This is a genomic window from Arthrobacter sp. 'calajunan', from assembly GCF_046940185.1.
Classification (GTDB): domain Bacteria; phylum Actinomycetota; class Actinomycetes; order Actinomycetales; family Micrococcaceae; genus Glutamicibacter; species Glutamicibacter soli.
The window spans coordinates 56914-82680 of sequence record NZ_JBKZDY010000009.1; the positions used below are offsets into that span (position 1 = coordinate 56914).

At 58.9% G+C, this 25767-nt stretch carries 23 protein-coding genes, 3 tRNA genes and 1 pseudogene; 12 read left to right on the plus strand and 15 right to left on the minus strand.

Annotated elements, in window-relative coordinates; translation table 11 throughout:
* Positions 1-49: 49 nt before the first annotated feature.
* Complete coding sequence (locus RF641_RS13940; RefSeq protein ID WP_113607272.1) at positions 50-667, plus strand: LysE/ArgO family amino acid transporter; 618 nt, start codon at positions 50-52, stop codon at positions 665-667.
* A gap of 481 nt (positions 668-1148) precedes the next feature.
* On the opposite strand, the gene RF641_RS13945 is transcribed toward RF641_RS13940, so the two are convergent.
* Together RF641_RS13945 and RF641_RS13950 are read right to left on the minus strand one after the other, a co-directional pair.
* On the minus strand, positions 1149-1850 hold the full coding sequence (locus RF641_RS13945; protein WP_424573421.1) for a rhomboid family intramembrane serine protease: 702 nt from the start codon (positions 1848-1850) through the stop codon (positions 1149-1151).
* A 263-nt stretch (positions 1851-2113) separates the two neighbouring features.
* Positions 2114-2659, minus strand: a complete 546-nt coding sequence (locus tag RF641_RS13950; RefSeq protein ID WP_047120578.1) for a peptidylprolyl isomerase — start codon at positions 2657-2659, stop codon at positions 2114-2116.
* A 170-nt stretch (positions 2660-2829) separates the two neighbouring features.
* Here RF641_RS13950 and RF641_RS13955 point away from each other — a divergent pair, with 170 nt between their 5' ends.
* The gene (locus RF641_RS13955; RefSeq protein WP_047120577.1) at positions 2830-3036 is read left to right on the plus strand and encodes a hypothetical protein; all 207 of its coding nucleotides are present in this window, start codon (positions 2830-2832) and stop codon (positions 3034-3036) included.
* Positions 3037-3041: 5 nt separating this feature from the next.
* On the opposite strand, the gene RF641_RS13960 is transcribed toward RF641_RS13955, so the two are convergent.
* Complete coding sequence (locus RF641_RS13960) at positions 3042-3911, minus strand: DMT family transporter (protein WP_047120576.1); 870 nt, start codon at positions 3909-3911, stop codon at positions 3042-3044.
* 117 nt (positions 3912-4028) lie between these two features.
* A complete protein-coding gene (locus tag RF641_RS13965; RefSeq protein WP_424573454.1) occupies positions 4029-4997 on the minus strand; it encodes a bile acid:sodium symporter family protein in 969 nt (322 codons plus the stop codon).
* Positions 4998-5140: 143 nt separating this feature from the next.
* Here RF641_RS13965 and RF641_RS13970 point away from each other — a divergent pair, with 143 nt between their 5' ends.
* A complete protein-coding gene (locus RF641_RS13970; RefSeq protein ID WP_424573422.1) occupies positions 5141-6331 on the plus strand; it encodes a glycosyltransferase family 4 protein in 1191 nt (396 codons plus the stop codon).
* 44 nt (positions 6332-6375) lie between these two features.
* Here RF641_RS13970 and RF641_RS13975 read toward each other — a convergent pair.
* From RF641_RS13975 to dnaA, 11 genes are all read right to left on the minus strand, one after another.
* Positions 6376-6448: transfer RNA gene (locus RF641_RS13975), tRNA-Ala, on the minus strand.
* Between the two features lie 79 nt (positions 6449-6527).
* A tRNA-Ala gene (locus RF641_RS13980) sits at positions 6528-6600 on the minus strand.
* A 7-nt stretch (positions 6601-6607) separates the two neighbouring features.
* A complete protein-coding gene (locus tag RF641_RS13985; protein WP_209550362.1) occupies positions 6608-6727 on the minus strand; it encodes a DLW-39 family protein in 120 nt (39 codons plus the stop codon).
* Positions 6728-6758: 31 nt separating this feature from the next.
* A tRNA-Ile gene (locus RF641_RS13990) sits at positions 6759-6832 on the minus strand.
* Between the two features lie 120 nt (positions 6833-6952).
* Complete coding sequence (locus RF641_RS13995) at positions 6953-7549, minus strand: DUF3566 domain-containing protein (RefSeq protein WP_047120575.1); 597 nt, start codon at positions 7547-7549, stop codon at positions 6953-6955.
* On the minus strand, positions 7546-10167 hold the full coding sequence (gene gyrA / locus RF641_RS14000; protein WP_047120574.1) for a DNA gyrase subunit A: 2622 nt from the start codon (positions 10165-10167) through the stop codon (positions 7546-7548). The genes RF641_RS13995 and gyrA overlap by 4 nt, the downstream gene beginning before the upstream one ends.
* Positions 10168-10216: 49 nt before the next feature.
* Positions 10217-12220 (minus strand): DNA topoisomerase (ATP-hydrolyzing) subunit B, encoded by a 2004-nt coding sequence (gene gyrB, locus RF641_RS14005; protein WP_200899427.1) that lies wholly within the window; start codon positions 12218-12220, stop codon positions 10217-10219.
* A 344-nt stretch (positions 12221-12564) separates the two neighbouring features.
* On the minus strand, positions 12565-13122 hold the full coding sequence (locus tag RF641_RS14010; RefSeq protein ID WP_082124088.1) for a DUF721 domain-containing protein: 558 nt from the start codon (positions 13120-13122) through the stop codon (positions 12565-12567).
* Complete coding sequence (gene recF, locus RF641_RS14015) at positions 13115-14278, minus strand: DNA replication/repair protein RecF (RefSeq protein ID WP_047120572.1); 1164 nt, start codon at positions 14276-14278, stop codon at positions 13115-13117. Before recF ends, RF641_RS14010 begins: the two co-directional genes overlap by 8 nt.
* Positions 14279-14333: 55 nt before the next feature.
* Positions 14334-15461, minus strand: coding sequence for a DNA polymerase III subunit beta (dnaN, locus tag RF641_RS14020; protein WP_047120571.1), 1128 nt, complete (start codon positions 15459-15461; stop codon positions 14334-14336).
* 466 nt (positions 15462-15927) lie between these two features.
* On the minus strand, positions 15928-17364 hold the full coding sequence (gene dnaA / locus RF641_RS14025; protein ID WP_047120570.1) for a chromosomal replication initiator protein DnaA: 1437 nt from the start codon (positions 17362-17364) through the stop codon (positions 15928-15930).
* Positions 17365-17882: 518 nt separating this feature from the next.
* Here dnaA and rpmH point away from each other — a divergent pair.
* The 9 genes and pseudogenes from rpmH to RF641_RS14070 all read left to right on the plus strand — a co-directional run.
* On the plus strand, positions 17883-18020 hold the full coding sequence (gene rpmH, locus RF641_RS14030; protein WP_082124037.1) for a 50S ribosomal protein L34: 138 nt from the start codon (positions 17883-17885) through the stop codon (positions 18018-18020).
* Between the two features lie 65 nt (positions 18021-18085).
* Positions 18086-18436, plus strand: coding sequence for a ribonuclease P protein component (rnpA, locus tag RF641_RS14035; protein ID WP_082124036.1), 351 nt, complete (start codon positions 18086-18088; stop codon positions 18434-18436).
* A complete protein-coding gene (gene yidD / locus RF641_RS14040; protein ID WP_047120568.1) occupies positions 18436-18813 on the plus strand; it encodes a membrane protein insertion efficiency factor YidD in 378 nt (125 codons plus the stop codon). The genes rnpA and yidD overlap by 1 nt, the downstream gene beginning before the upstream one ends.
* On the plus strand, positions 18813-19778 hold the full coding sequence (gene yidC, locus RF641_RS14045) for a membrane protein insertase YidC (RefSeq protein ID WP_047120567.1): 966 nt from the start codon (positions 18813-18815) through the stop codon (positions 19776-19778). The genes yidD and yidC overlap by 1 nt, the downstream gene beginning before the upstream one ends.
* A gap of 2 nt (positions 19779-19780) precedes the next feature.
* Positions 19781-20308 carry a Jag family protein gene (locus tag RF641_RS14050; RefSeq protein WP_047120566.1) on the plus strand — a complete coding sequence of 176 codons (528 nt, stop codon included), beginning with the start codon at positions 19781-19783 and terminating at the stop codon, positions 20306-20308.
* A 45-nt stretch (positions 20309-20353) separates the two neighbouring features.
* Entirely contained in the window at positions 20354-20995 is a 642-nt protein-coding gene (gene rsmG / locus RF641_RS14055; protein WP_047120565.1) for a 16S rRNA (guanine(527)-N(7))-methyltransferase RsmG, read from the plus strand.
* A 175-nt stretch (positions 20996-21170) separates the two neighbouring features.
* Entirely contained in the window at positions 21171-22100 is a 930-nt protein-coding gene (locus RF641_RS14060) for a ParA family protein (protein ID WP_082124035.1), read from the plus strand.
* Between the two features lie 187 nt (positions 22101-22287).
* A complete protein-coding gene (locus tag RF641_RS14065; protein WP_047120564.1) occupies positions 22288-23436 on the plus strand; it encodes a ParB/RepB/Spo0J family partition protein in 1149 nt (382 codons plus the stop codon).
* Between the two features lie 1544 nt (positions 23437-24980).
* Positions 24981-25188, plus strand: a pseudogene (locus RF641_RS14070) (IS21 family transposase); the annotation flags it as partial.
* Between the last annotated feature and the right edge of the window lie 579 nt (positions 25189-25767).

Genomic DNA, 25767 nt, shown 5'->3' on the forward strand with positions numbered 1-25767 from the left:
CAGAAACTTAAGTTCGACATCATCTTGTTGATTTTCGTACTGTCATTCCATGATCAACGCTTCCCTCCTTCTCGGACTCTCGACGGGACTATCGCTCATTGTTGCCATCGGAGCGCAGAACGCGTTTGTCCTGCGACAGGGAATTCGCCGCGAACACATCCTGCTGACGGTGGTGCTTTGCGCACTGTCCGACGTAGTACTCATTTTCGCGGGCATAACCGGCGTGGGCATGGTTGTGGAGCGAGCTCCATGGATCCTGACGATTGCCCGCATCGGCGGAGCAATCTTCCTGATTTGCTATGCTTTTTTTGCACTGCGACGCGCCATCGCTCCATCGGGCATGGATTCGTCGAGCACCTCAGCACCAACCACTGCATGGTCGGTTGCCGCGACGGCGCTGATGCTGACATGGCTCAACCCCCATGTCTACATCGACACGGTGCTCCTGCTCGGCTCCATCGGCGCATCCCAGGGCGAAGCGTCTGGCGCCTTCGCGGTGGGAGCGATGCTGGCAAGCGTGCTTTGGTTTACCGCGCTGGGGTATGCAGCGCGCTTCCTGTCCAGATTCTTCGCCAAGCCCACCGCCTGGCGGGTTCTGGATGGCCTCATCTGCATCTTCATGTCGTCATTCGCCATCATGCTCTTGGCACCACTTTTCACCAGTTAACCAACAACTATCCACACCTATCCACAGGCGTTGTGGATAGCCCGTAGTCACAACTTGTTCACAACGTTATCCACAGATGGGGACAACATGGGCATTTGTGTTTAATTTAGAGCAAAGCTCCATGTCAGAGGGTTTTTATGCAACAAATTAGTTGTGTACAAAAGTTATTAACACTGTGGATCCCTCTTGTGGAAATACCCATTTTACCGAGCAAGCGGTAGCACCCACCTGTTTCGTTTAAAGATTCGAACCGCAGGTTATTAACAGGTTTCCCGTTCGTAGACGCGATATCTACAGCCGTGTTTAAAAGTTATCCACAGCTGGGGAGAAAGGTGTGAGTATCTACGATTCGGGAGGCTTATTCCCTGGGATTGCAGTCAATCCGGGCTGTTAATAACTTCGCCGACGCAGAGTTACACGGGTGTAAGTTATTAACAGTGTGGATAAGCGGTGTGGATATCTTTGCTGGCGTGTTTTCGAATCAGGCCAGAGGCCACTTAGCCGATTCGACGGCGAAATAGGTTGAAACAATCATGACCACGCTCAATGCACCCAAGAGCGAAAGCTGAATCTTCGAACGCTGTGGATTACTCCTAGGAATCAACATGATGCAAGAAGCGGCGACAATGCCGGCCACCGCGCCGCCGAGGTGGGCCTGCCATGAGATTCCCGAAACAACGAAGCCGAGGACGACGTTAAGCGCCAGAATAATCGCCATCTGGCGCAGCGCCTGCTTGTTGCCTCGCAGAACTACGAACGTAGCCAGGAAGAGGCCCGCCAAGGCGCCGGAAGCGCCCAGTGTTGCCGTCGTGGCCGGGCTCAGAAGCATGACTCCCAACGAACCGCCCAATGCGCTGAGAAGGTACAGCCATGTGAATCGAAGCCTGCCAAGCCGAGGTTCGAGAAGCATGCCGAAAATGTAGACGCCGTACATGTTCATGAGAATGTGGAGGAACGATCCTGTGGAGTGCGCGAAGGCACTGGTGAGCAGGCGCCATGGTTCGTAGGCCGCGATGGCCGGGATCAGCACCAGATCCTTGGTAAAGCCGGGAATAATCCACTGCAGCAGGTAGACGAACACATTCAGCCCGATGAAAATCATCGTGACCAGGGGTGCGCCGGTGCGCAGACGGCCGCCGAATTGCGTCTTCTGCGTCGGAATATTCTGATTCGCCTGCCTCACGCATTCAACGCACTGAACACCGACGGGTGCAGGGACTTGGCACTGCGGGCAAACTGGACGCCCGCAGCGGTTGCATGAGACATACGAGACCGTCTCTGGATGCCGAAAGCAGGTTGGCTGGGAGTGGCCTTGAGGATTCACTTGCCCGTAAGACATTTGGTTTTCTACCTAGCGTTGGGTTGAACAGTCGTGGTTAAGCATCGAAGGCCCCGTCGACTCCACTAAGGGAATCGCCGGAGCCTTCGAATCGCGGGACGAAGAAGTTACAGGGTCTCGATGTCGATCGAGTTGATAACTACGTCTTCCAGTGGCTTGTCGCGGCCATCGGTGGCAACAGCATTCAGAGCGTCGACAACCTTGCGGGACTCGGCTTCGGTGACTTCACCGAAGATGGTGTGCTTGCCCTGCAGCCAGGTGGTTGGAACGGTGGTGATGAAGAACTGCGAACCGTTGGTGCCGCGGCCCATGCGGATGCCTGCGTTGGCCATGGCCAGCTTGTAAGGCTCGTTGAAGTTCAGTTCCGGGTGGATCTCATCATCGAACTGGTAGCCTGGGCCACCGAAGCCCTGGCCCAGTGGGTCGCCGCCCTGAATCATGAAGTCTGCAATGATGCGGTGGAAAATGGTTCCGCTGTACAGCGGGGTGTTGGTCTTCTTGTCACCGGATTCCGGGTGAACCCACTCCTGCTCACCGGTGGAAAGGCCGACGAAGTTGCTGACAGTCTTTGGAGCGTGGTTGCCGAAAAGATCGACAACGATGTCGCCCAAAGAGGTGTGAATCGTGGCTTTGTGCGTTGCGTTTGCGGTCATGCTCTTATTCTTCCATGAGCACGGCCCGAGCCGCGAAAAGCGGCCTACGCGGTCAGTGAAAATTTCGGGCAATTTTCGATGCACGGCGGCCAAACGCTGGCTCCGGCAGTGGCATGTGCCTAGGCTGGAGGTGTCTGTTCGACAACAGCTTGAATCAAGAGGGAGCAAACATGAGCAAGAAGAGCAATGCTGGAAAGCTACTAGCCGTAGGCCTAATTGCCGGACTCGTCGCATTGCTGGTGGCCGCTTGGAAAGCGTCCAAGCCGGTTGAGGATCCATGGGAAAACGAGCCTGCCAGCGCCGAGCCGCAGCAGCCGGTCGCGTCGCGCGAAGCGACTGTCGACGAAGTACGCGAAATTCTGAGCGAAGACCAGTAACTGGGTCACGCCGCGGTTTTAGGCGGTACTTGGCCTCTGACCACGAGAACCAGCCCCAACAGGATCACTGCAAGTCCCAGATAGGTCGCCGTCGGCACGACTTGCCCTAGTACCAGCGCCGCAAGCAGAGCGGCGCCTGGAATCTCGAGCAGGATCAGCGTGGAAACTGTCAGCGGGCCCAGCACATTGAGCAGGTGGTTCATGGCCGTGTGCCCGAGCAGCTGGGCGCAGACGGTAAGCAGGATGATTCCAAGCCATCCGGTGGCGTTGAAACCCCAGACCGGCTGGCCGGCCACCAGACAAAGCACCAGCAGAATCACCGCGGTGATGCCGTAGCAGCTGGAGGAGTACGTTGCCGTGCCCATGGTCTTGCGTGCCGTGGCACCCGCCAGTGTGTAAATGGCGGCAAGCACACCGCCAGCAAGGGCGAGCAGGTCTCCGATAATTGCATCGCAGCCCTGTCCCAGATCGAAACCGGTAATCAGCACGACTCCCAAGATCGCAATGCCCATCCCGAAGAAAACCGGCTTGCGGTACCGGACCCCGCGCGATGCCTGGAAGAGCGCGATCCATACACCTTGGATGCACACTAGGGCGGTGCCGGCGGCGACGCTGGTCAGGCGCATCGAGTACATGAAGCACACGAAATGCAGTGCCAAGGCGACACCGGCGACGCTGGTGAAGAACCATTCACGGCTCGTGATCTGCCGATAGGACTGCCGGTTCCTCTTGAGCACGGGAACTGACAGAACGGCGGCAGCTGCGCCATTGCGCCACAAAGCCATGGACAGCACGGGAACCTGGGGAAATGCAGCGATGATCGGGCCGGAGGCCGAAATCCCCAGGATTCCCAGTGCAGCAAGCAAAAATGTCACAGGCTAAGATTACCCGTTGTTGATACCGCTCTTAAATCGTTTGCCGCAATCCCGATGTAGCCTGCGAACCGGGTCCAGAAAATACATTCTTTTATATGCATATATATATGTCATAAGCTATTTTAGGCTATATTGCGCGCGTCGCTTCCTTCGCCAGAAGGCTGCGATTATGGCTCCTGACAAGTTATGCCACACGGAGAATACTGCAGCGGGAAGAGCTGCTTCGGGCGTGAAATACTGCTTCGCCAGCCCGCCGGCAAGACCGGAATTCTGCATCCCGACTTCGATGGCGATCGTCCGCCGGGAAGCCTCAGGTACCCGTAGCAATTTTCCGATGCCGTAGCCGAGCAGCAGTCCGAAACCGTTGTGCAGGACAACTGCCACGAAGATCAGCAGCCCTGCGGACAGGATCGCCTCGGAGCTGCCAGCCACGATGATGGTCACCACGATGGTGATGGCCGTGACCGAGAGCCAGGGCAGGGCCGCCAAGATCCTGAGCACTGCTTTGTTGAGAAGCATCCGAAGCACGATGCCAAGTACCACTGGAATCAAGACGACCTGGAGGACCGTTCCTGCCATGGACCGGGCGTCCACCGGCAGATACTGGCCGGCAAGCCAGAACGCGAGCAACGGAGTGAGAACGGGTGCAGCAAGAGTGGACAGCGACGTCATCGCCACGGAGAGCGCCACATTCCCCTTTGCCAGGTAGGCGACGACGTTGGAAGCGGTACCGCCTGGTGCGCAGCCAACCAGGATCAGACCGGCAGCCAGGGCAGGATCCAGGTTCAGCCCCCACGCCACCAGCCAGCCCATCGCCGGCATCACGACAAACTGGGCAGCGACGCCGCCGAGCACCGGAAGCGGATTCTTTAAAACCAGTCCGAAGTCCGGCAGGGTGAGCGTTAGCCCCATGCAGAACATGATGATCATCAGCAGTGGATTGATCCATGACGACAGCCCGGAAAAAGCATGGGGGACCAGGACTCCGGCGACGCCGCCGAGCAGGATCAGAGCAGGGAAGAGCAGCACCGCGATTCGCGAATTGCTCTCGGTCTTCGTCTGGGTCGCGTCGATGTCTCGGCGCATTGCATCGTCATTCAGCACCCTGACATCCTGCCAACTATTGGCGCTTGGTTTCAACTGGGGACAGCACCAGCCGAATATTCCTGTTCATGCGTCCTGCAATTCCAGTTCATTTCATGGCCATCTGCAGGGCCGAAGCTGTAGGTGTGAAAGTAGCAATCATCGCTGAATCCTTTCTTCCACACGTCAACGGGGTTACCAATTCGATCCTGCGGACCCTTGAGCATCTGGCTCTCAGGGGCCACGAAGCCGTCGTCATCGCCCCAGCAGGCTCGCTGGCCAACGAGTTCAGTGGGAAGGCAGTTCCCAAGCGCTACCGAGGGTTCCGCGTCATCACCGTACCTTCGATACCGCTGCCGACGTATCCCGACGTACGGCTGTCCACTGCCTCGTGGCATAGGCTGCGAAGGATCCTGCGCCGGGAGCAGGTGGAACTGGTTCATCTGGCCAGCCCGTTTCTCCTGGGCTGGAGTGCGCTGCGTGCGGCCGGCGAGCTCGGATTGCCGACCGTTGCGATATACCAAACGGAAGTTCCCACCTATGCGGCGCGCTACAAGTTCCCCTGGCTGGCCGACAGGCTCTGGGAGCATGTCAGGGCCGTCCATAGCGCTGCGGACCTGACGCTGGCCCCCAGCAGCTTTTCCATGGCCCAGCTGGATTCGCTCGGGATCCGCAACCTGGAATTGTTCCGCAGGGGAGTCGATACCGCGCTGTTCTCGCCCGGCCGGAGGAACGAGGCCTTCCGCAAAACCGTTGCACCATCCGGAGAGCGCCTCATCGGCTATGTAGGCCGCTTGTCGGCCGACAAGCAGGTCGAGGACCTTCGGGCACTCAGCGAGCTGCCTGGAGCGCGTCTGGTGGTCGTGGGTTCGGGCCCCCAGTCGCTCGAGCTGCGGGCACTGATGCCTAAAGCCCATTTCACCGGGTTCTTGTCCGGCATCCGGCTGGCCGAAATCATGGCATCCCTTGACGTCTTCGTGCACCCGGGGGAGTCGGAGACCTTCTGCCAGACCATCCAGGAAGCGATGGCCAGCCGCGTCCCGGTGGTTGCCGTGGGCAGGGGCGGCCCGCTGGATCTGGTGGATTCTTCGCGAACGGGGTGGCTGTATGAGCCAGGACAACTCGACGAGCTCGCCTACCGCGTCAGCGACCTGGTCTTCGACGATGGCAAGCGCGAGGCGTTCGCCGCTGCCGCGCTGGGAAGCGTGCAGGGAAGGAGCTGGCAGAAGATCGGCGACGAGCTGCTCGAGCACTACAAATCGGTGCTCAGGCGCCAGGGCAGCGCAACGAGCCCGGCTCTGGTTGGGAGCCGGCGCTTGGACAAGGGCCGGGGTTAACGAACAAACGACGGAAAGCTTTTGCTTTCCGTCGTTTTCTGGTGTGGAGCCTAGGAGATTCGAACTCCTGACATCCTGCTTGCAAAGCAGGCGCTCTACCAACTGAGCTAAGGCCCCCGATGGCCGGAATAAACTTACCGGCCGATCTGGGTTAAAGCAAAAACGGAAAGCTTCCGCTTTCCATTTTTCCTTTTTGTGGAGCCTAGGAGATTCGAACTCCTGACATCCTGCTTGCAAAGCAGGCGCTCTACCAACTGAGCTAAGGCCCCAAAAGCATTAGGAAACTTTATCGGCTACCTGGTGCCAGGTATCCTTGGTTTCCGAAGAAGCCTTGACCTTCTTGATCAAAACTGCCGCTGCAGTTGCGATCGTTGCGAGAACCAGGAACTTTTTCATTACTTCCTCTTTCCCTCCAGCAAGGATTCGGTGGGCGTACCAAGACTTGAACTTGGGACCTCTTCGTTATCAGCGAAGCGCTCTAACCGCCTGAGCTATACGCCCTTGCTTTTGTTTTGTTCCCTTCGGAACGAAATAAAACTTTACCGGGGTTTTTACGAAGATACAAATCGAGCCCGGGTGTCATGCGTCACAGCATGAATCCCGGGCTCGACTTGGGTGATTCTAGTCGTCTGTGAGGGTCACTCCGGCGCCGCCAACCAGCGAGGAAGCGATGTTGTACAACACCGATCCCAGCATGGCGACCACCGAAATCACGACCACGTTGACCACGGCAAGAATGGTTGCATAGGACGCCACCTGGCCCAGGGACATCGAATCGCGCAGGTCGAAGCTGTCTTCAGCGCCAATGGCATCGCGCATCAGCTGGTTGAAGGCATCGAACGTTCCGCTCAGGTCCAGCACGGCCCAGATGCCCACCGCGGCGACCACGGTGATGACGCCGAAGGCCACCGAGAGCAGGAAGGCGATTTTCAGGACCGAGAACGGTTCAACCTTGGAAACCAGTAGGCGGGCCTTGCGGACCTTCGCCTTCGGCGCAGGACGCACCAGGCGCTCCTGACTTCCAGCGGGACGCTGCTGGCCGGTTGGGCGTGGAGCGGATGGGCGGGGCGCTCCGGCCGGACGCTGCTGTCCGGCGGCCGGGCGCTGGCCCGGTGCTGGGCGGCTGCCGGCGGTCGCAGGTCGCTTTACCTGGGTAGGCCGCGGCGCTGCGCTCTTCGGGGCACTGCCGCTGGGGCGTGGCGTCGAGGGCGTGCTCATGCGTTACCTCCGTTAGTGGTGTCATCTTCTGCGGACTCGGAAATGCTTTCCGACGTGCCTGATGACTCATTGGTGATGTTTTCCGGATCCAAGATTACGGTATCTTCCTCCGAGTTCTCTTCAAGCTCGGTTTCAGTATTCTTGGCGACCGCGATGATCGAATCCTTCTTGTCGGGCTTCGCGAAGATCACGCCCATGGTGTCGCGTCCCTTGGAAGGAACCTGCGAAACCGCGGAGCGGACCACTTTGCCCGAGCCCATGACCACCAGCACCTCGTCGGTCTCGTCGACGATCATGGCGCCGACCAGTTCGCCGCGTTCCTCGTTGAGCTTGGCCACCTTAATGCCCAAGCCGCCGCGGGATTGCACGCGGTATTCCTCGACCGTGGTGCGCTTGGCGTAGCCCTCGTCGGTCACCGTGAACATGTAGGAGCCTTCGCGGACCACGTCGGCGGCGAGCAGTTCGTCGCCGTCGCGGAACTTCATGCCGGTCACGCCGGAGGTGGCGCGGCCCATCGGGCGCAGCGCTGTGTCGGTGGCGGTGAAGCGCACCGACTGGCCCTTGCGCGAGACAAGCATCACATCATCGGATTCGCTGACCAGCTGCGCGGAGACCAGTTCGTCGTCCTCGCGCAGGTTGATGGCGATCACGCCGGCGGTGCGGTTGGTGTCGTAGTCCTCCAGGCGGGTCTTCTTCACCAGGCCGTTGCGGGTAGCCAGCATCAGGTACTGCGCATCCTGGTAGGTGCGCAGGTCAAGCACCTGGGCGATGTGCTCGTCCGGCTGGAATGCCATCACGTTGGCCACGTGCTGCCCCTTGGCATCGCGGCCGGCCTCGGCCAACTCGTAGCACTTGGTGCGGTAGACGCGGCCGTGGTTCGTGAAGAACAGCAGCCAGTTGTGCGTGGAGGTAACGAAGAAGTGTTCCACCACGTCGTCACCGCGCAGGGACGCGCCCTTGATGCCCTTGCCGCCGCGGGCCTGCGAACGGTAGTTGTCGATGCGCGTGCGCTTGACGTAGCCGCCTCGGGTGATGGTGACGACCATTTCCTCTTCGGGAATCAGGTCCTCGACGCTCATGTCGCCGTCGAAGCCCATGAGGATCTTGGTGCGGCGGTCGTCGCCATGCTTGTCCACGATCTCGGCCAGCTCTTCCGAGACGATGGTGCGCTGGCGCTGCGGATCGGCGATGATCGCCTTGAATTCGGAGATCATGCGCTCGAGCTCTGCATGGCGGTCCTGGATCTTCTGGCGTTCCAGGGCGGCCAGGCGGCGCAGCTGCATGTCGAGGATGGCGCGGGCCTGTTCCTCGTCGATGTCCAGCAGCTCCATCAGCCCGTCGCGTGCCGCCTCGGTGGTCGAGGAACGGCGGATTAGGGCGATGACCTCGTCCAATGCGTCCAGCGCCTTGAGCAGGCCGCGCAGGATATGCGCCTCTTCCTCGGCCTTGCGCAGGCGGTACTGCGTGCGTCGGACGATGACTTCAATCTGGTGGGTGACCCAGTGGCGGATGAATCCATCCAGCGGCAGGGTGCGCGGCACCCCGTCCACGATCGCCAGCATGTTGGCGGAGAAGTTGGACTGCAGCTCGGTGTGCTTGTAGAGGTTGTTCAGCACCACCTTGGCCACGGCATCGCGCTTGAGCACGATCACCAGGCGCTGGCCGGTGCGGCCCGAGGTCTCGTCGCGCATGTCCGCGATGCCGGAGATCTTGCCGTCGCGCACCAGCTCGGCGATCTTCACCGCCAGGTTGTCAGGGTTGGCCATGTACGGCAGCTCGGTGACCACCAGGCAGGTGCGGCCCTGGATTTCCTCCACGTTGACCACAGCGCGCATGGTGATCGAGCCACGGCCGGTGCGGTAGGTATCGGAAATGCCCTTGGTGCCAAGGATCATGGCTCCGGTCGGGAAGTCCGGGCCCTTCACGCGCTGCATCAACGCCGCCAGCAGTTCCTCGCGCGACGCTTCCGGGTTCTGCAGGTACCACTGCACGCCCTCGGCGACCTCACGCAGGTTGTGCGGCGGGATGTTGGTGGCCATGCCCACGGCGATGCCGGAGGAGCCGTTGACCAAGAGGTTCGGGAAACGCGCCGGCAGGACGGTGGGTTCTTGGTTCTTGCCATCGTAGTTGTCCTGGAAATCAACGGTGTCCTCGTTGATGTCGCGGACCATTTCCATGGCCAGCTGGGCCATCTTGGTCTCGGTGTAACGCTGGGCGGCCGCACCGTCATTGCCCGGGGAACCGAAGTTGCCCTGGCCCAGGGCCAGCGGGTAGCGCATGACCCAGTCCTGGATCAGGCGGACCAGCGCATCGTAGATCGCGGTGTCGCCATGCGGGTGGTACTGGCCCATGACCTCGCCGACCACGCGGGCGCACTTGTTGTACGCGCGCTCGGGGCGGTAGCCGCCGTCGAACATCGCATAGATGACGCGGCGGTGCACCGGCTTCAGGCCGTCGCGCACATCCGGCAGCGCGCGGCCGACGATCACGGCCATGGCGTAGTCAAGATAGGACCGCTGCATTTCTGCCTGCAGGTCGATCTGGTCAATGCGCCCGCCCTCGTGCGCTATGACCTCGCCGTCCAGCGGTTCGTTCTCAGGGGTCTGCTCGTCGCTCAATTTCTTCCCTTACACATCAAAAAGTTCTACGGTCCGCGGGTGGTATCGCCTAGATATCCAGGAAGCGGACGTCCTTCGCGTTCTGCTGGATGAAGTTGCGGCGGGACTCGACGTCCTCGCCCATCAACACGGAGAAAATCTCGTCCGCGGCGGCGGCATCATCCATGGTGACCTGGCGCAGCGTGCGGCGGTCCGGGTCCATGGTGGTGTCCCACAGCTCGGAGTAGTCCATCTCGCCCAGGCCCTTGTAGCGCTGGATCCCGTTTTCCTTCGGCAGGCGCTTGTTGGCGGCGGCGCCGGCGACCAGGGCTGCGTCGCGTTCCTTGTCGGTGTACACGTAGTCGTGCGGGGCATTGGACCACTTGATGCGGTACAGCGGCGGGCTGGCCAGGAAGACGTAGCCCTGCTCGATCAGCGGGCGCATGAAGCGGAAGATCAGGGTCAGCAGCAGCGTGGTGATGTGCTGGCCGTCCACGTCCGCATCGGCCATCAGCACGATCTTGTGGTAGCGCAGCTTGGACATGTCGAATTCTTCGCCGATGCCGGTGCCGAAGGCGGTGATCATCGCCTGTACCTCGGCGTTGCCCAGCGCGCGGTCCAGGCGGGCGCGTTCAACGTTCAGGATCTTGCCGCGCAGCGGCAGGATCGCCTGGGTATGCGGGTTGCGTCCGCGCTTGGCCGAGCCGCCTGCGGAGTCGCCCTCCACGATGAACACTTCGCACTCGATTGGGTTCTTCGAGGAGCAGTCCGAGAGCTTGCCGGGCATGCCGAAGGATTCCATGGGGGACTTGCGGCGCGCGTTGTCGCGGGCCTTGCGCGCGGCCATGCGGGCCTGGGACGCCAGCTGCGCCTTGCGGATGATGTCCTTGGCGATGTTCGGGTTGCGGCCGAACCAGTCGCCGAGCTCGTCGTTGACCACACCCTGCACGAAGCCGCGGGCCATCGAGTTGCCCAGCTTGGTTTTGGTCTGGCCTTCGAACTGCGGCTCGGAAAGCTTCACGGAGAGCACCGCGGTCAGGCCTTCGCGCACGTCGTCGCCGGTGAGGTTGTCGTCCTTTTCGCGCAGGATCTTGTTCTCGCGCGCGTAGCGGTTGAGCAGGCTGGTTAGCGCGGCGCGGAAGCCCTCTTCGTGGGTTCCGCCCTCATGGGTGTTGATGGTGTTCGCGTAGGTGTGCACCGACTCCGCGTAGGCGGTGGTCCACTGCATGGCGATTTCCAGGCTGATGCCGCGGGTGGTGTCCTCCGCTTCGAAGGCGATGACCTCGTCGTGGACCAGCTCGACTTTCTTGGCGGCGTTCAGGTGCTTGACGTAGTCCAGCAGGCCGTCCTTGTAGAGGTAGTCGACGCGGCGCGGCTTGACGACCTGGTTCTCGATCTCCTCTTCGACCTCGGCCTCCGGCTCGGCGACCTCCGGCACGCGCTCGTCGGTGAGGGTGATGCGCAGGCCCTTGTTCAGGAACGCCATCTGCTGGAAGCGGGCGCGCAGGGTCTCGAAGTCGAAGTCGATGGTGTCGAAGATTTCCGGATCCGGATAGAACGTCTGGGTGGTGCCGGTCTGCTCGGTGGCCTCGCCCTGGGTCAGCGGAGTGGTGGTGTGCCCGCCGTTGGAGTAGCCGATGCGCCAGGCATGGCCCTGCCGGCGGACCACGGTGTCGACCTTGCGGGACAGCGCGTTGACCACGGAGATGCCCACGCCGTGCAGGCCGCCGGAAACCGCGTAGCCGCCGCCGCCGAACTTGCCGCCGGCGTGCAGGATGGTCATGACGACCTCGACGGTGGGCTTACCCTCGGTGGGGTGGATGTCCACGGGAATGCCGCGGCCGTTGTCTTCGCAGCGTACGCCGCCGTCGGCCTGCAGGGTGATGTTGATGGTGTCGCAGTAGCCGGCCAGCGCCTCATCGACGGAGTTGTCAACGACTTCATAAACCAGGTGGTGCAGGCCGCGGGGGCCGGTGGAACCGATGTACATGCCCGGGCGTTTGCGTACCGCTTCGAGTCCTTCGAGGACGGTAATATCCTGGGCGCCGTATGTGTGCTCGACTTTGGAAGTCATCGATTCAGCAGGTACTGGGATGTTGTCCGGTTCCTGCGGTGAAGCGTTTTCGGTAGACACGGGTGCTACGAACTCCTCGAATTTGGCGCGCGACCACCATGCGCGGTCCGAGCCCGGACGCGTTCAGCGATCTTGGTCTGGAGCGACCTAGACGCGGGTTAACCCACGGCACAGTCAATTCACTACCCCTAATTCTACCGCCTATAGCAAAATTATCGGGGATTCTGTGGCCTAAATCAGCCGCAGAAGGCACAGAATCGACCATCTGAGCGAGTTTGAGTGATCATCTGAGGGGGGATCCAGCCGGGAGGTGCGTTAGACCGCCATATGCCATGCCAGCATTTCTAGCCGTAGGTGTCCCGGGGGCCGCGGCCGGCCACCGATCTCGAGCCGTGGCGCCACGTCGGGGCATTCGGACCGAGCACCCGGATCACTGTCACGATGCCGGGGCCGAGCTCGGCATCGAATTTCTTCAGCAGCTGGTGGCTCAGCAGCCTCAGCTGGGTCGCCCAGGACGTGGAATCGCAGCGCACCACGACCACGGTGTCCTCGAACGACTCGGGGCGGCAGTGCTTGGCGATGTTTTCGCCGACCAGCTCGTTCCAGCGGCCGAGCACCGATCCGACGGCCACCTGGGTGCTCCAGCCCCGGGATTTGGACATCCTGGCCACCACTGCGCCGATGGACCTCGGGTCGCGAGGAGCGTCCTCGTCCGTGGTTTTCTTGGCGGACCCCAGCGTATTGCGGGAGAGCTGGCGTTTGCGCACCTTGGCCATGCGGGCCGCGTCCAGACGCGAATCGCCGCGCTCCTCGGCGAGCTTGCGCATTCGGTTGAGCAACGCCTTGGCGGCGTCGATTTCCGGATCCAGGCGATGCTCGTCGTCGAAGTTGTGGCTAGGCATCGACAACCTGCCCAGGGGAGACCTGGAAGAAATGCCCCTTCAAGGCCTCGGGAACGTCTTCCACCACGGCAGCGGTGACCAGCACCTGTTCGGCTCCGGCGACAATATGGGCCAAGCGGTTGCGGCGCGTTGCATCCAGCTCGGCGAACACGTCGTCAAGGATCAGGATCGGCCCGGAGCCCGGACGGGGGTCGTCGTCGCCGAAGACCCGGTAGGCAGCCAGACGCAGCGACAACGCAAAGGACCAGGTTTCACCGTGCGAGGCGTACCCCTTGGCCGGCGCCGCGCCGAGGGTGAGGACCAGATCGTCTCGGTGCGGTCCGAACAGGGAAATGCCGCGGTCCAGCTCGCGGGAGCGGTTCGCTTCGATCGCAGACAGCAGCAGATCCTGGATTTCCTCTTGGTCCAGGGATTCGAGGTCCCGGGCCGGCAGGCTGGCATCTTCCACTTCGCCTTCGAGCGACGAACGGTATACCGCGCTGGCTTCCTTCGCGCCGTCTGCAAGATCCGCATAGGCGGCCTGCATGTAGGGGCGCAACAGCGACAGGACGTTCAGCCTTCCGCGGATCAGCCGCGCTCCGCAGGCTGCCAGTTGCAGATCCCACGCCTGCAGCGTATTTTCCTGCGAGGCAGTCAGCTTGGACTTGCCGCGGATCGACTTGAGCAGCGCGTTGCGCTGTTTCACGATGCGTTCGTAGTCGTTTTTGGTTCCGGCCTCGACCGGGCGCAGGGCCACCAGCAGTTCATCGAGGAAACGGCGGCGGTTCGATGGGTCGCCCTTGATCAACGCAAGATCTTCCGGTGCGAACAGCACCGTGCGAACCATGCCAAGGATTTCCCGGGCACGCACCGGATTCGCCCGGTTGATGCGCGCGCGGTTGATCTTCCCGCTGGTGATCTCCACCTCGAGCTGCGTTTGCTGGTTTCCGCGATGCAACGTGCCTCGGATCAACGCGCGGTCGGCGCCGAAATTCAAGAGCGGAGCATCGTTGCTGACCCGATGGGAAGCAAGATTTGCCAGATAACCGATGGATTCGACGATGTTGGTCTTGCCCACGCCGTTCGGCCCCACCAGGACGTTGATTCCGGGAACAAGGTGCACGTCGGCTTGCGCATACGAGCGGAAGCTCGTGAGGGAAAGCTGCGAGATATACACCGGAATCCTGACAGGAAGAAGCGGTGGGCGGCAGTTGCCGCCCACCGAGAATTTGCTAGTTGGAGTTCGGCAGTCGAACTGGCATGACCAGGTAGCGGTACTGGTCCTGATCCTCTTCGTCCAGCTTTTCCTGGCCTGTCAACATGGCCGGCTTGGGTGCGCTGGTGAAGGAGAAACGAACGAAATCAGTGTTGAAGGAGTTCAGGCCCTCGGAAAGGAAGGTCGGGTTGAACGCCACCACAATGTCTTCACCCCGCAGGGCGGCGACAATGGCTTCTTCCGCCTGTGCATCCTCTCCGGTGCCGGCGTCCAAGGTCAGCTGGCCGTCGGTGAATGCCATGCGTACCGGGGTATTGCGTTCGGCAACGACGGAGACACGGCGTACGGCCTCGATCAATTCACTGGTTCGCACGGTGGCATGGATTGGGGTGTCGCTAGGGAACAGCGAACGGATCTTCGGGTATTCGCCGTTAATCAACAGCGACGTGGTGCGACGGTTCGTGCTTTCAAAGCCGATCATTTCGCCATTCTGGCTGATGGCCAGCTTGAGCTCACCTGAGCTTGAGAGGGTCTTGGCAACCTCGCTGAGGGTTTTGGCCTTGATCAGGAACGAAGTCGAGATTTCCGACTGGTTTGGAGTCCAGTTCAGCTCGCGCATGGCCAGACGGTAGCGGTCGGTGGCTAGGAAGGTGATGAGATCGTTTTCGATTTCAACCTTGATACCGGTCAGCACCGGGAGGGTGTCATCCTTCGATGCGGCCACGATGACCTGCGAAACGGCTTCGGCGAATGCCTGTCCGTCGATGGTGCCTGCGATTTCAGGCAAGGCCGGCAAGGTCGGGTATTCATCAACTGGCATGGTGGCCAGATGGAAGCGCGAACGGCCGCAGGTCAGGGAAATCTTCGAACCCTCGGTTTCGAGGGTGACCGTGGAATTCGGAAGTGAACGAGTGATCTCTGCCAGCAGCTTGCCGGAGACCAGGATAGATCCCTGCTCGGAGATGTCCGCTGGAATCTCGATGTGGGACGAAATTTCGTAATCGAATCCCTCAAGGCGAACGATGCCCTCGTGGGTAGTGATCAGAATGCCAGCCAATACAGGCGAAGGGGGCCGCTGCGCCAAGGACCGGGCGGTCCAAGATACGGCGTCTGCCAAAACATCCTTTTCAACGCTGAACTTCACGAAAAATCCGCCTTTCGAAACCCATAAGTCTTAAGTCAGGCCAAGAAGGTAGTTTCCCGCCAAGTTCTTAAGCATAGATCAGGTAGTTGCACGTTCTCTGCAAATAATTTTGCCACGTCCCTCCGACGCTGTCGCAGCGAAGGGGTCAAAGTGTGGAACAGCCAACAAAAATTTGGGTTCTGCACAGTTCCGAAGTCCTGGGCGGGGAGTGGACTCGTTATTTGGATGAATAGGTCTTAAAGGTAGAAGTGTTAATAACCCTTGTGGATACTGTGGATAACCGCCATAGCGTCAGATCTGGTGCAGATTGTGCATGTGAACAAGATGTGATTGAAGCTGACACTGAGTTCCATGCGCTTGTTGAAACTCAGTTCCATGATTTCTGTCGTCCACATGCGATGCCGTACTTATGCGCAGATCGTCACCAGATCTTCCACAGATTTATCCACACCTGTGATTTCAGCTTTTAATGCTCCCGCTGGCTCTGCTTAATACGGTTTGTCAATTCCGTCACCTGGTTGAAGATCGCGCGTCTCTCGGCCATCAATTCACGGATTTTGCGGTCAGCGTGGATCACGGTGGTGTGGTCGCGCCCGCCAAGTTCCGCACCGATCTTCGGCAAGGACATCTCGGTCAGTTCACGCAGCAGGTACATGGCGATCTGCCGCGCGGTGACCAGCGTGCGGGTACGCGACTTGCTGTTCAGTTCTTCAATGCTCAGCCCGAAGTACTCAGCGGTCTGCTTGATGATGGTCGAGGGCGTAATTTCCTGCGCGCCGTCGTCGCTGATCAGATCCTTGAGCACGGTTTCCGCTAGGGCCAGGTCGACCGGCTGATTGTTCAGCGACGCGAAGGCGGTGACACGGATGAGGGCGCCTTCGAGCTCGCGGATATTGGTTGAGATGCGCGAAGCAATGTATTCCATGACATCGCTGGGCGCGGATAGATTCTCCGCATCGGCCTTCTTGCGCAGAATCGCAATACGGGTTTCCAACTCAGGCGGTTGGATATCGGTCAGCAGGCCCCACTCGAAACGCGAACGCATGCGGTCTTCGAAGCCCTGAAGTTGCTTGGGCGGAAGGTCCGACGTGATCACAACCTGCTTGTTGTGGTTGTGCAGGGCGTTGAACGTATGGAAGAACTCTTCCTGGGTGGCGTCCTTGTTTGCCAAGAACTGGATATCGTCGATCAGCAGGATGTCGACGTTGCGGTAAGTCTGCTTGAAGCTGGCGCCTTCGTCATCGCGGATGGAGTTGATGAAGTCGTTGGTGAACTCCTCTGAATTCACGTAGCGCACACGAATGCCCTTGTAGAGGTGGCGAGCGTAATGCCCAATTGCATGCAGCAGGTGGGTTTTGCCCAGTCCGGAGTCGCCGTAGATGAACAAGGGGTTGTACGCCTTGGCCGGTGCCTCGGCTACTGCGACGGCGGCAGCATGGGCGAATCGGTTCGATGAGCCGATGACAAAAGTGTCGAAAATGTACTTCGGGTTCAGACGGCCGAATTCCTGCGAGTTCGATGGGGGAGTGGGCTGCGGTGCCGGCTGCGGGCGCGGACCTGGGGCTTCAGTCACCGCTGGTGGTGTTGCCGGAGCTGTTTGAACTTCGGGCTCTTCGGCTTCCAATTCATCGGACAACGACAGATCGACGCTGACGGCGCAGCGGATATCGTCCTGGAAGACTGCCCGCAGTGCATCATCCAGCGGCTCTCGGAGCTGGGTCTGCAGCATGTCTCGGGTCAAGTCGTTGGGCACAGCGACCAGCAGGGTGGTCCCGATCAATCCTTGAGGCTTGGCCAAGGAGACGAAGGCGCGGTGGCGGGCCTTGACTCGGTCGTCGTCCTCGATCTTCCGGATTACCTGGCGCCATGAGCTACCAATGCTATTGGTTTCGTCGCTGCTCACTAAGGGCGCCCCGCTTTCCGTCGAATTAATGCAATCTTGGTCACTTAACACCCCATGAATGGGTGTCTAAGGTGGTGCCGAATCGGCATCATCCCCCTTGATTCTATCCGTCATCCACATGGTTATGCACAGCTCGGTGGAAAAACTCGGAGTTTTGGTTGTGGAAATCTACTTTTCCCTTGAAATCAAGCGTTTTCAAGCACAGGATGACGTGGAAGTACGCGTTTGGATGTGAACTTTCTTTCGTTGAGTCCACCAATAATCCACAAGTTTGGGGTAGATTATTCACAGGCACTGCCCTGTTAGATCAAACGGGGAGCTACAGGTGCGCCAATTTGACCTGTCGCGCAGTTTTTTCTATTGTTATTTAGTCCTATGCGTGCGTTTTGCGACCTGCTCAGTTTTAGAAGAGCCCGCCGAACCTCGCGTTTTTCAAAAAATAAATGTGCGCCATCAAGTTGTTATCCAGCTAGCTAGCAACGGGTAGGGCGTATCACTAAACGTCTTGGAGTATCACCGTGAGCAAGCGGACTTTTCAGCCAAACAACCGTCGTCGTGCCAAGAAGCACGGTTTCCGCCTTCGTATGCGTACCCGTGCGGGTCGTGCCATCCTGTCGGCACGCCGCAGCAAGGGTCGCAGCGAGCTGTCCGCATAAATTTGCGACACAGCTCTTGGCAGCGTAGTTTTCCTGGACTCGGCTAAGAGTCACGAAGAAATCTCATGTTGCCAAAGAATCAGCGACTGCGCCTAGCGCAGGACCTTACAGCCACTGTACGTTCCGGCGTCCGAAGCGGACGCCGGAACGTCGTGCTATATGCACGACCCCGGATTGATGAAGAATCGGGGGACAGGTTTGGATTCATTGTGTCCAAGGCTGTAGGTATTGCCGTTAAAAGGAACCTTGCCAAGCGGAGAATGCGCGAAATAGCCCATGAGCTTCGGCGTGCGGATGGAAATCTGGACATCGTCGTACGTGCGCTCCCTGGAGCTGCAGAAATCTCCTGGGACGAACTCCATTCGCAGGTTTCCTCGGCATTTGCCTCGGCAGTTCGAAAGACCGAGGCACGCTGATGCGCAAAGATTCAGCACCCCGCACAGGAGTGTTGTGGTTCGTCATCGACATTCCACGCAATATCCTGATCGGCTTGCTCAAGATCTACCGAAAAATCATTTCGCCGTTGTACGGCGATGTGTGCAGATATTTCCCCAGCTGTTCTGCCTATGGGCTCGAAGCAGTCACCCAGCACGGCGTCGTTAAAGGTGTCGGGCTAACCGCATGGCGGATCCTCCGGTGCAATCCGTGGTCCCACGGAGGCGTCGACCACGTTCCTGAGGGACCGAGGATTTGGCCAGAAGGTAAACTGCCGAGGATCATAGTTTTGAATCATCCTGTGATTCCCGACGATGAAGACGCCGCGGATAGCGGCCGCAAGGAGCGCGACCTCTGATGAACAACTTCCTAGACACGATATTGACTCCGTTTACGTATGCGGTGTCTTGGGTTCTGTGGGCTTTCCACGAACTGTTCACGCTCATCGGCATGAATCCCGACTCGGGTGTCACCTGGACTCTGTCCATCATCTTCCTCGTGCTGCTGATCCGTACCCTGCTGATTCCGGTATTCGTCAAGCAGATCAAGTCGCAGCGCGCTATGCAGGCCCTGCAGCCGGATTTGAAGAAGCTGCAGGCAAAATACAAGGGCAAGACCGACCAGATGTCGCGTCAGGCCATGGTGCAGGAGCAGCAGGCGCTGTTCAAGAAGCACAAGACCAACCCGCTGTCTTCCTGCCTCCCGCTACTGATCCAGATGCCGTTCTTCTTCGCGCTGTTCCGCGTGCTGAACAACGCCTCCCATGCAAGCGAGTCCGGACAGTCCGTCGGCGCCCTGTCGGTTGAGAATATCCGCAGCTTCGACGCAGCAACCATCTTCGGCGCGCCACTGTCCGAGACGTTCTTGGGCACCTTCAACTCCGGCAACACCAACTGGGCCGTCGTTATCGTCGCCGTGATCATGATCCTTGCCATGATCGCTTCCCAGTTCTTCACCCAGCGCCAGCTGATGACCAAGAACATGAGCGCAGAAGCCCTGCAGGGCCCGTTCATGCAGCAGCAGAAGATGATGCTGTACATCCTGCCACTGGTCTTCGGCATCGGCGGCATCAACTTCCCAATCGGTGTGCTGATCTACTGGACCGCCACCAACCTGTGGACCCTCGGCCAGCAGTACTGGGTCATCCACAACAACCCGACTCCGGGTTCCGAGGCAGAGCGTGAGCTCAACGCCCGACGCGCCGCCAAGGGCCTGCCACCAGTTGGCCAGAAGAAGAACGCAGAAGCTGAGCAGCCCGTCATCGAGCAGCCTAAGGGCCAGCGCGAGCAGCCGCAGCGTAAGAACCGCCGGAAGAAGAAATAGCCATGACTGCAGCCGAAAACATTGAAGTGAACGATCTGGAAAACCAGGTCGATTCCGAACAGGAAGTTCTGGACGAGGGCGACGTCGCCGCCGACTACCTTGAGGAGCTCCTGGATATCGCGGACCTCGATGGCGACATCGACATCGAAATCCGCGGTGGCCGCACGTACATCTCCATCGTGACTGAGGAAGAAGGCGCCGATCTGAGCAGCCTTGTCGGCAAGGATGGCGAAGTCCTGGACGCACTTCAGGAACTTACCCGCCTGGCTGTCCTAAACGCTACCGGAGAGCGTTCGCGGCTGGTTCTGGACATCGCCGGTTACCGTTCGGATCGAGCCGAGCAGTTGCATGCCATCGCCGACGAAGCGATTCACAAGGCCCGAGAGACCGGTGAGGACGTCCACCTGCAGCCGATGAGCGCCTATGAGCGCAAGCTGGTCCACGACGTCATTGCCGACGCTGGACTGCACTCCGAATCCGAGGGTGAGTCGGGTCGCCGGCACATCGTTGTGTCAATGCTGGACAACTAATCCGCGCCGGCCGAAAGCGTACGTGAACAACCAAAGGACCATGCAATGACTGAGGACCTCAGCCTCAACCCAGAAGAGACGCTCGCCGCCGAAAAGATCTTCGGGGACCGTCTTGATCTTGCCAAGCGCTATGTAGAGCATCTGGCTACCTCCGGCATCGAGCGCGGCCTGCTCGGCCCGCGTGAGGTGCCCCGCCTTTGGTCCCGTCACGTACTCAACTGCGCGGTCATCGAGTCGGTCATGGAGAAGGACGCCGAGGTAGCCGATGTGGGCTCCGGTGCCGGCCTGCCAGGGCTCTGCTTGGCCATCGCCCGCCCGGACCTGAACCTGACGCTGATCGAGCCCCTGGAGCGCCGCTGCATCTGGCTTTCCGAAGTCATCGATGACTTGGGCCTGACCAACGTCACCGTCATGCGTGGCCGCGCCGAGCAGATGGTAGACGTCGTCAATGCCCGGTACGTGACCGCACGCGCTGTCTCGGCGCTGACTAATCTTGCCGGACTGACGATTCCATTGCTGCACGGTGAGGGCGAGCTCATCGCCATCAAGGGCCGCTCTGCCGCCGAGGAAATCGACAAGGCTTCGAAGGCCATCCGCAAGCTGGGCGGTAAGGAAACCGAAGTTATGGTGATCGGGGAAGGACTCCTCGCCGAACCTACTACGGTGGTTCGTATCAAGGTTGGCTAGTCCAACGAGTTAGGCTTGAAACAGCTCTAGGTGCGCCAGACGCGGTTATGTTGAAGGCATTCGACATAAAAAGCTGATTGCAAACTTAAAGACTTGTTTTGAATGTTTCACGTGAAACATTGTCGATGACAGTCAGAAAGTGCGACTGCATCATTCCATGAGGAGGAGTTTAACCTTGTCTAAGACCAAGGATTCGTCGAGCAGCGCTTTTGACTTCAACGACTCTTCCTCGCCGTTAGCTAGCCAGCTGGCGAGCGAACATCGTCGACGCGAAGCTTTGGAGGCCCGTAAGGTGCCCAAGCCTGACAAGACCCGATACTTCACTATCTCAAACCAAAAAGGTGGCGTAGGAAAGACAACTACGACCGTCAACTTGGCTGCTGCATTGGCCAAGGGAGGTTTGAATGTCCTGGTGATCGACATCGATCCGCAGGGCAACGCCTCGACCGCGCTGGGCATTGAGCACCACGCCGAGGTAGACAGCATCTACGACGTTCTGATTAACGACGTACCGCTGGCAGATGTGGTAGCTACTTGCCCTGATCTGCCTTCGCTTCAGGTTGCGCCCGCTACCATCCACCTGGCAGGCGCAGAAATCGAGCTCGTTTCCCTCGTAGCCCGCGAACAGCGTCTGCAACGCGCATTAGACGACTACGCGCGTACCCGACAGCGCTTGGGACAGCCGCGTCTGGACTACGTGTTCATCGACTGCCCGCCGAGCCTCGGACTGCTGACAGTCAATGCTTTCGTTGCAGCACGCGAGGTCCTGATCCCGATCCAGTGCGAGTACTACGCCCTGGAAGGCCTGAGCCAGTTGCTGAAGAACATCGAGATGATTCAGAAACACCTGAACTCCCGACTGACAGTATCAACCATCTTGCTGACCATGTACGACGGACGAACCAACCTGGCCGCTCAAGTTGCTAACGAAGTTCGCGAGCATTTCCCCGAGCAGGTGCTCCAGGCCGTGATTCCTCGTTCAGTTCGAATTTCCGAGGCGCCAAGCTACCAGCAGACCGTGATCACATACGATCCGAACTCCACAGGAGCTCTTTCGTACTCGGAGGCAGCACAGGAAATAGCTGACCGTGGAGTCAAAGCCTAGCTCGAAGCATTTCAGCAACGAAGAGAAGGAAAACTTCTTCTTTTGGTTGTTTAAGGCGGATTATTTGTACCAAATTCCGGAAGTGATGGAAACACCCGGATTACTAGTGCAACGCGTCCCAACTCCTATCGCAGGTAACAGTAGACTAGTCGTGGGCTGAGATTCTGGACGAAAGGGCGTGCATCAAATGGCCGAGAAGAAACGTGGCTTGGGCAGGGGACTAGGTGCGCTGATTTCCAGCTCGCCAGCAGCGACGGCTCCAGAAGAAAAAACGGATGTTTCACGTGAAACAACGTCGCCGGAAACGACCCCTCCGCCGTCTAAAGCCAAACCAGCTCGCCCCGTAGACATGTTCTTCGAACCGGGGAGAAAATCCTCCTCTCCGGCGTCTACAAGCACTCCATCGCGTTCCGGCAAGAAGGCGCGAGCAACTATGCCGGGACTCACTTCCACGGTTGCGTCGACCAAGCCGAAGCCCGCGGAACCCATTGTCGAGGTTGAAACTGACGGGCTCGTCGATGTTCCTGGAGCACAGTTCGCCGAGCTTGACGTCAAGCTTATCCATCCGAACCGCAAGCAGCCGCGTACCAATTTCGACCAAGAACATATGGATGAGCTCATCCACTCGATCCGCGAAATCGGTCTCTTGCAACCTATCGTCGTGCGTCCGTCTCGTGAAAAGAACGACGCACCATATGAGCTGGTTATGGGTGAACGCCGTTGGCGGGCAACCCAGGAAGCAGGACTTTCGACAATTCCTGCGATCATTCGGGATACGCAAGATACGGATCTCCTGCGCGACGCACTTTTGGAGAACTTGCATCGTTCGCAACTCAACCCCTTGGAAGAAGCGGCTGCATACGCACAGCTACTTGAAGAGTTCAATTGCACTCAAGAAGTGCTTTCGGATCGAATCGGGCGCTCTCGATCGCAGATTTCCAATACGATCCGCCTCATGAAGCTACCGGCACTGGTGCAGCGTCGTGTTGCCGCCGGTGTGCTTTCTGCAGGTCATGCCCGCGCTCTTCTTGGGCTTTCCAATAACGAGGCGATTGAGCAGCTCGCCCAGCGCATTATTAACGAAGGCCTGTCTGTGCGCGCCACCGAAGAAGCAGTTGCCCTGAGCGATGACAAGCCAAAACCTAAGGGGCGGAAGGTACGCGAGGCGCAGCGGAATGAGAGGCTCGACTTTATCGCGACATCACTTGCAGACAGGCTCGATACAAACGTCAAGATCCAGCTGGGCAGTCGCAAAGGCAAGGTCAGTATCGAATTCGCCTCTGTCGAAGATTTGAATCGAATCATGGAAGTTCTCGATCCGAATATGAAATCCTAATAGTCCCATCCCTTCAGGGTGCATGTTTCACGTGAAACATGCACCCTGCTTGCCTTAACTGCGTTTCGCACGAGCCGTGTTTCACGTGAAACACCTCTCGACTTGTCGAAGGGACTGATTTGGGGAGACGAGACGATGGACGATTGATTTGAAATTCCTGCTTCAACACCCGGATCGATAAGAAAATGCACTACAAAACCAGGACTCAAGAGGACGCATTGCCAAGGTATCTGGGAACGCTTCCTTTGACCTTCGGAGCAGTGGACATGATGGACCGGAACCGACCCTGGTAGTTGCTACAGCGGACAATGCAATTGTCACACGCAAAACTCCGGATACTGCGGTCACAACAATCCTATTGGCCAATAGACCGCTTGGGCAATAATGCTGATCCTGAAGCTGAGGTATCGGGCGCAGTCCGGGGCTACTTGTTTCCATTGTTGATGGCTAGTGCGAACGTTATGTCATTACCCAGTTTGTTTCCGGAGACCAATCCGGCGAATCGGTCCGCACCCACGACTCGGATAGCTCGAAGAGCATGATCTTGCGAATGGTGTACTGCATTGGGGGATACCTGCGAACATGGCCACGAATAATTCTTAGATGCTGCCAAGGGCAAACGGCATCACCATAGAGTCGAACATGCTTCTCGTGCCGAGCCTGATTCACTGCACCTGTCCGAATCTGTCCTAACTATCGGAGCGGCGATGCGGGCACGTTCAGCGTCGATGGTGCAGGACTTTTTCCTTGGGGCGCTTAGTTGCATGGACTATGCTTGAGGCCTGCCATCCGGACCGAAACAGATGCTGTTCCTCGCACTGGATTTTCCGTCAAACATCAGTCCGCAGCGGGGGAATCGAAGAGCGCACTGTAGCTGGCAACAAAGTCTGTGGATCAACAACAGAGTCCTTGGATGAAGTCCCAACTGCCATTGGAGCGCCGGCCCGCATGAAAGATATTTAGCTCGGATCAGCCAAGGGAGAGTGGCTACGGTTGGCTCGTCGATTGACCAGAGCGATAAATCTGGGAATTACAGCGTCACTGGCAATGAATGTGGGTGCCCGGACCAATCTTTCACCTATGGCACCGTTGCCATGTAGTGAAGCTCGGATAAGTTGCTGCCAAGATCGTCCCTGCTGGCCGCTAGAACCGTACACAGCGCCTCTCAGGCCCGCTATATGGCTCTACCCCGCCCCTGAGGCGATCCATGGGCTCTCAGAGGCCTCCTGAGGCGCGCAGCATGGTGTCGCCGCCCTTATACGTCGCCCCCGGCGTTGTCGCTCAGCTGGAAGGCGCTAGGGGATCGTCTGATTCAATCAATTCTGGGTATCGCTGACGCTGTTCCAATTCACCACTAAGATGGCGCAGAACTGACTACGGAGATTCTTGGGACCGTGCCGAATATTCGACTCTTCGAGAACCACCTGCCGGATGCCGCGTTATACTCTTCCAGCGCCGCCATGCAAAAATTCCTCCCCGCCTTGCAACTGGATGTGTGGTGGAAGAAGCCGTTGCCAATGCCATAAAAGAACAAAGCGAAGCGAATACTCCAGCTTCAGGTCGAGGGGCTCCCGGGACGCCACATCGTGTCGGCTCGCGGTGTCCCGCAATAGTGCCGCCGAAGTCCTGAATGCGGCCAATGTTGCCTCAAGCGGCTGGGACGAGTGGAAGGAGCTGACAGGGAGAATGGTGTACCGACAGTTCTTATTCCTTGGCCGCAACGAGCACAAGAGCGTGTTCACGTAACTGGATTAGCGCACACTCCACAAAGAAGTCGGCCAGGTTGACGCCAACTTGGAAATCCTGCCCCCGAAGAAACGGGCAAAGTCGGGGCACCCGGTGCGGCATTCCAGACGGGGCATCGAACTGGCGGGATGCGTTCTCGGTGCCGCCTGCCGGCGCGGTGACCTGGCAGGCGGCACTGAATTGGAATAGCGGTGGCTCCTAAACCTCCGACTATTCACCCTGCTTTGGGCTGCCCAGTTTCATGTTCAATTCGACGCAATCGGGCCACGGATGAAGATCAAATTGGCATCAACACAAGCAGAAATTCTAGCTGCACAACCACAACGGTCAATTTCTAGATGAGTAGAGTCTTCTGGATTCTTCCCGGAGGATAGGTCCCTACAGTGAACTACGAAGCTAGCGTCGACGCAGTAGAGAGACTGGTCCTCTCGGCCATGAGTACGTCTCCAAAACTCTCCCCGGCTAGAGGCAACCTATTCGCTGGAAACGTTCGCCCTGGATGCAGAGAAGGTCAGCCTGATCGGGTATTGATGCAACTACGACACGGGTGAACACGATCTTCAAAGTGAATCACCTACAGCAGCA

Coding starts and splice junctions, on each gene's coding strand:
- RF641_RS13940 (WP_113607272.1), top strand. CDS start 50: ATGATCAACGCTTCCCTCCTTCTCGGACTCTCGACGGGACTATCGCTC.
- RF641_RS13950 (WP_047120578.1), bottom strand. CDS start 2,659: ATGACCGCAAACGCAACGCACAAAGCCACGATTCACACCTCTTTGGGC.
- RF641_RS13955 (WP_047120577.1), top strand. CDS start 2,830: ATGAGCAAGAAGAGCAATGCTGGAAAGCTACTAGCCGTAGGCCTAATT.
- RF641_RS13965 (WP_424573454.1), bottom strand. CDS start 4,997: ATGCGCCGAGACATCGACGCGACCCAGACGAAGACCGAGAGCAATTCG.
- RF641_RS13985 (WP_209550362.1), bottom strand. CDS start 6,727: ATGAAAAAGTTCCTGGTTCTCGCAACGATCGCAACTGCAGCGGCAGTT.
- RF641_RS13995 (WP_047120575.1), bottom strand. CDS start 7,549: ATGAGCACGCCCTCGACGCCACGCCCCAGCGGCAGTGCCCCGAAGAGC.
- gyrB (WP_200899427.1), bottom strand. CDS start 12,220: ATGACTTCCAAAGTCGAGCACACATACGGCGCCCAGGATATTACCGTC.
- RF641_RS14010 (WP_082124088.1), bottom strand. CDS start 13,122: ATGCCTAGCCACAACTTCGACGACGAGCATCGCCTGGATCCGGAAATC.
- rnpA (WP_082124036.1), top strand. CDS start 18,086: ATGTTGCCAAAGAATCAGCGACTGCGCCTAGCGCAGGACCTTACAGCC.
- yidD (WP_047120568.1), top strand. CDS start 18,436: ATGCGCAAAGATTCAGCACCCCGCACAGGAGTGTTGTGGTTCGTCATC.
- yidC (WP_047120567.1), top strand. CDS start 18,813: ATGAACAACTTCCTAGACACGATATTGACTCCGTTTACGTATGCGGTG.
- RF641_RS14050 (WP_047120566.1), top strand. CDS start 19,781: ATGACTGCAGCCGAAAACATTGAAGTGAACGATCTGGAAAACCAGGTC.
- rsmG (WP_047120565.1), top strand. CDS start 20,354: ATGACTGAGGACCTCAGCCTCAACCCAGAAGAGACGCTCGCCGCCGAA.
- RF641_RS14065 (WP_047120564.1), top strand. CDS start 22,288: ATGGCCGAGAAGAAACGTGGCTTGGGCAGGGGACTAGGTGCGCTGATT.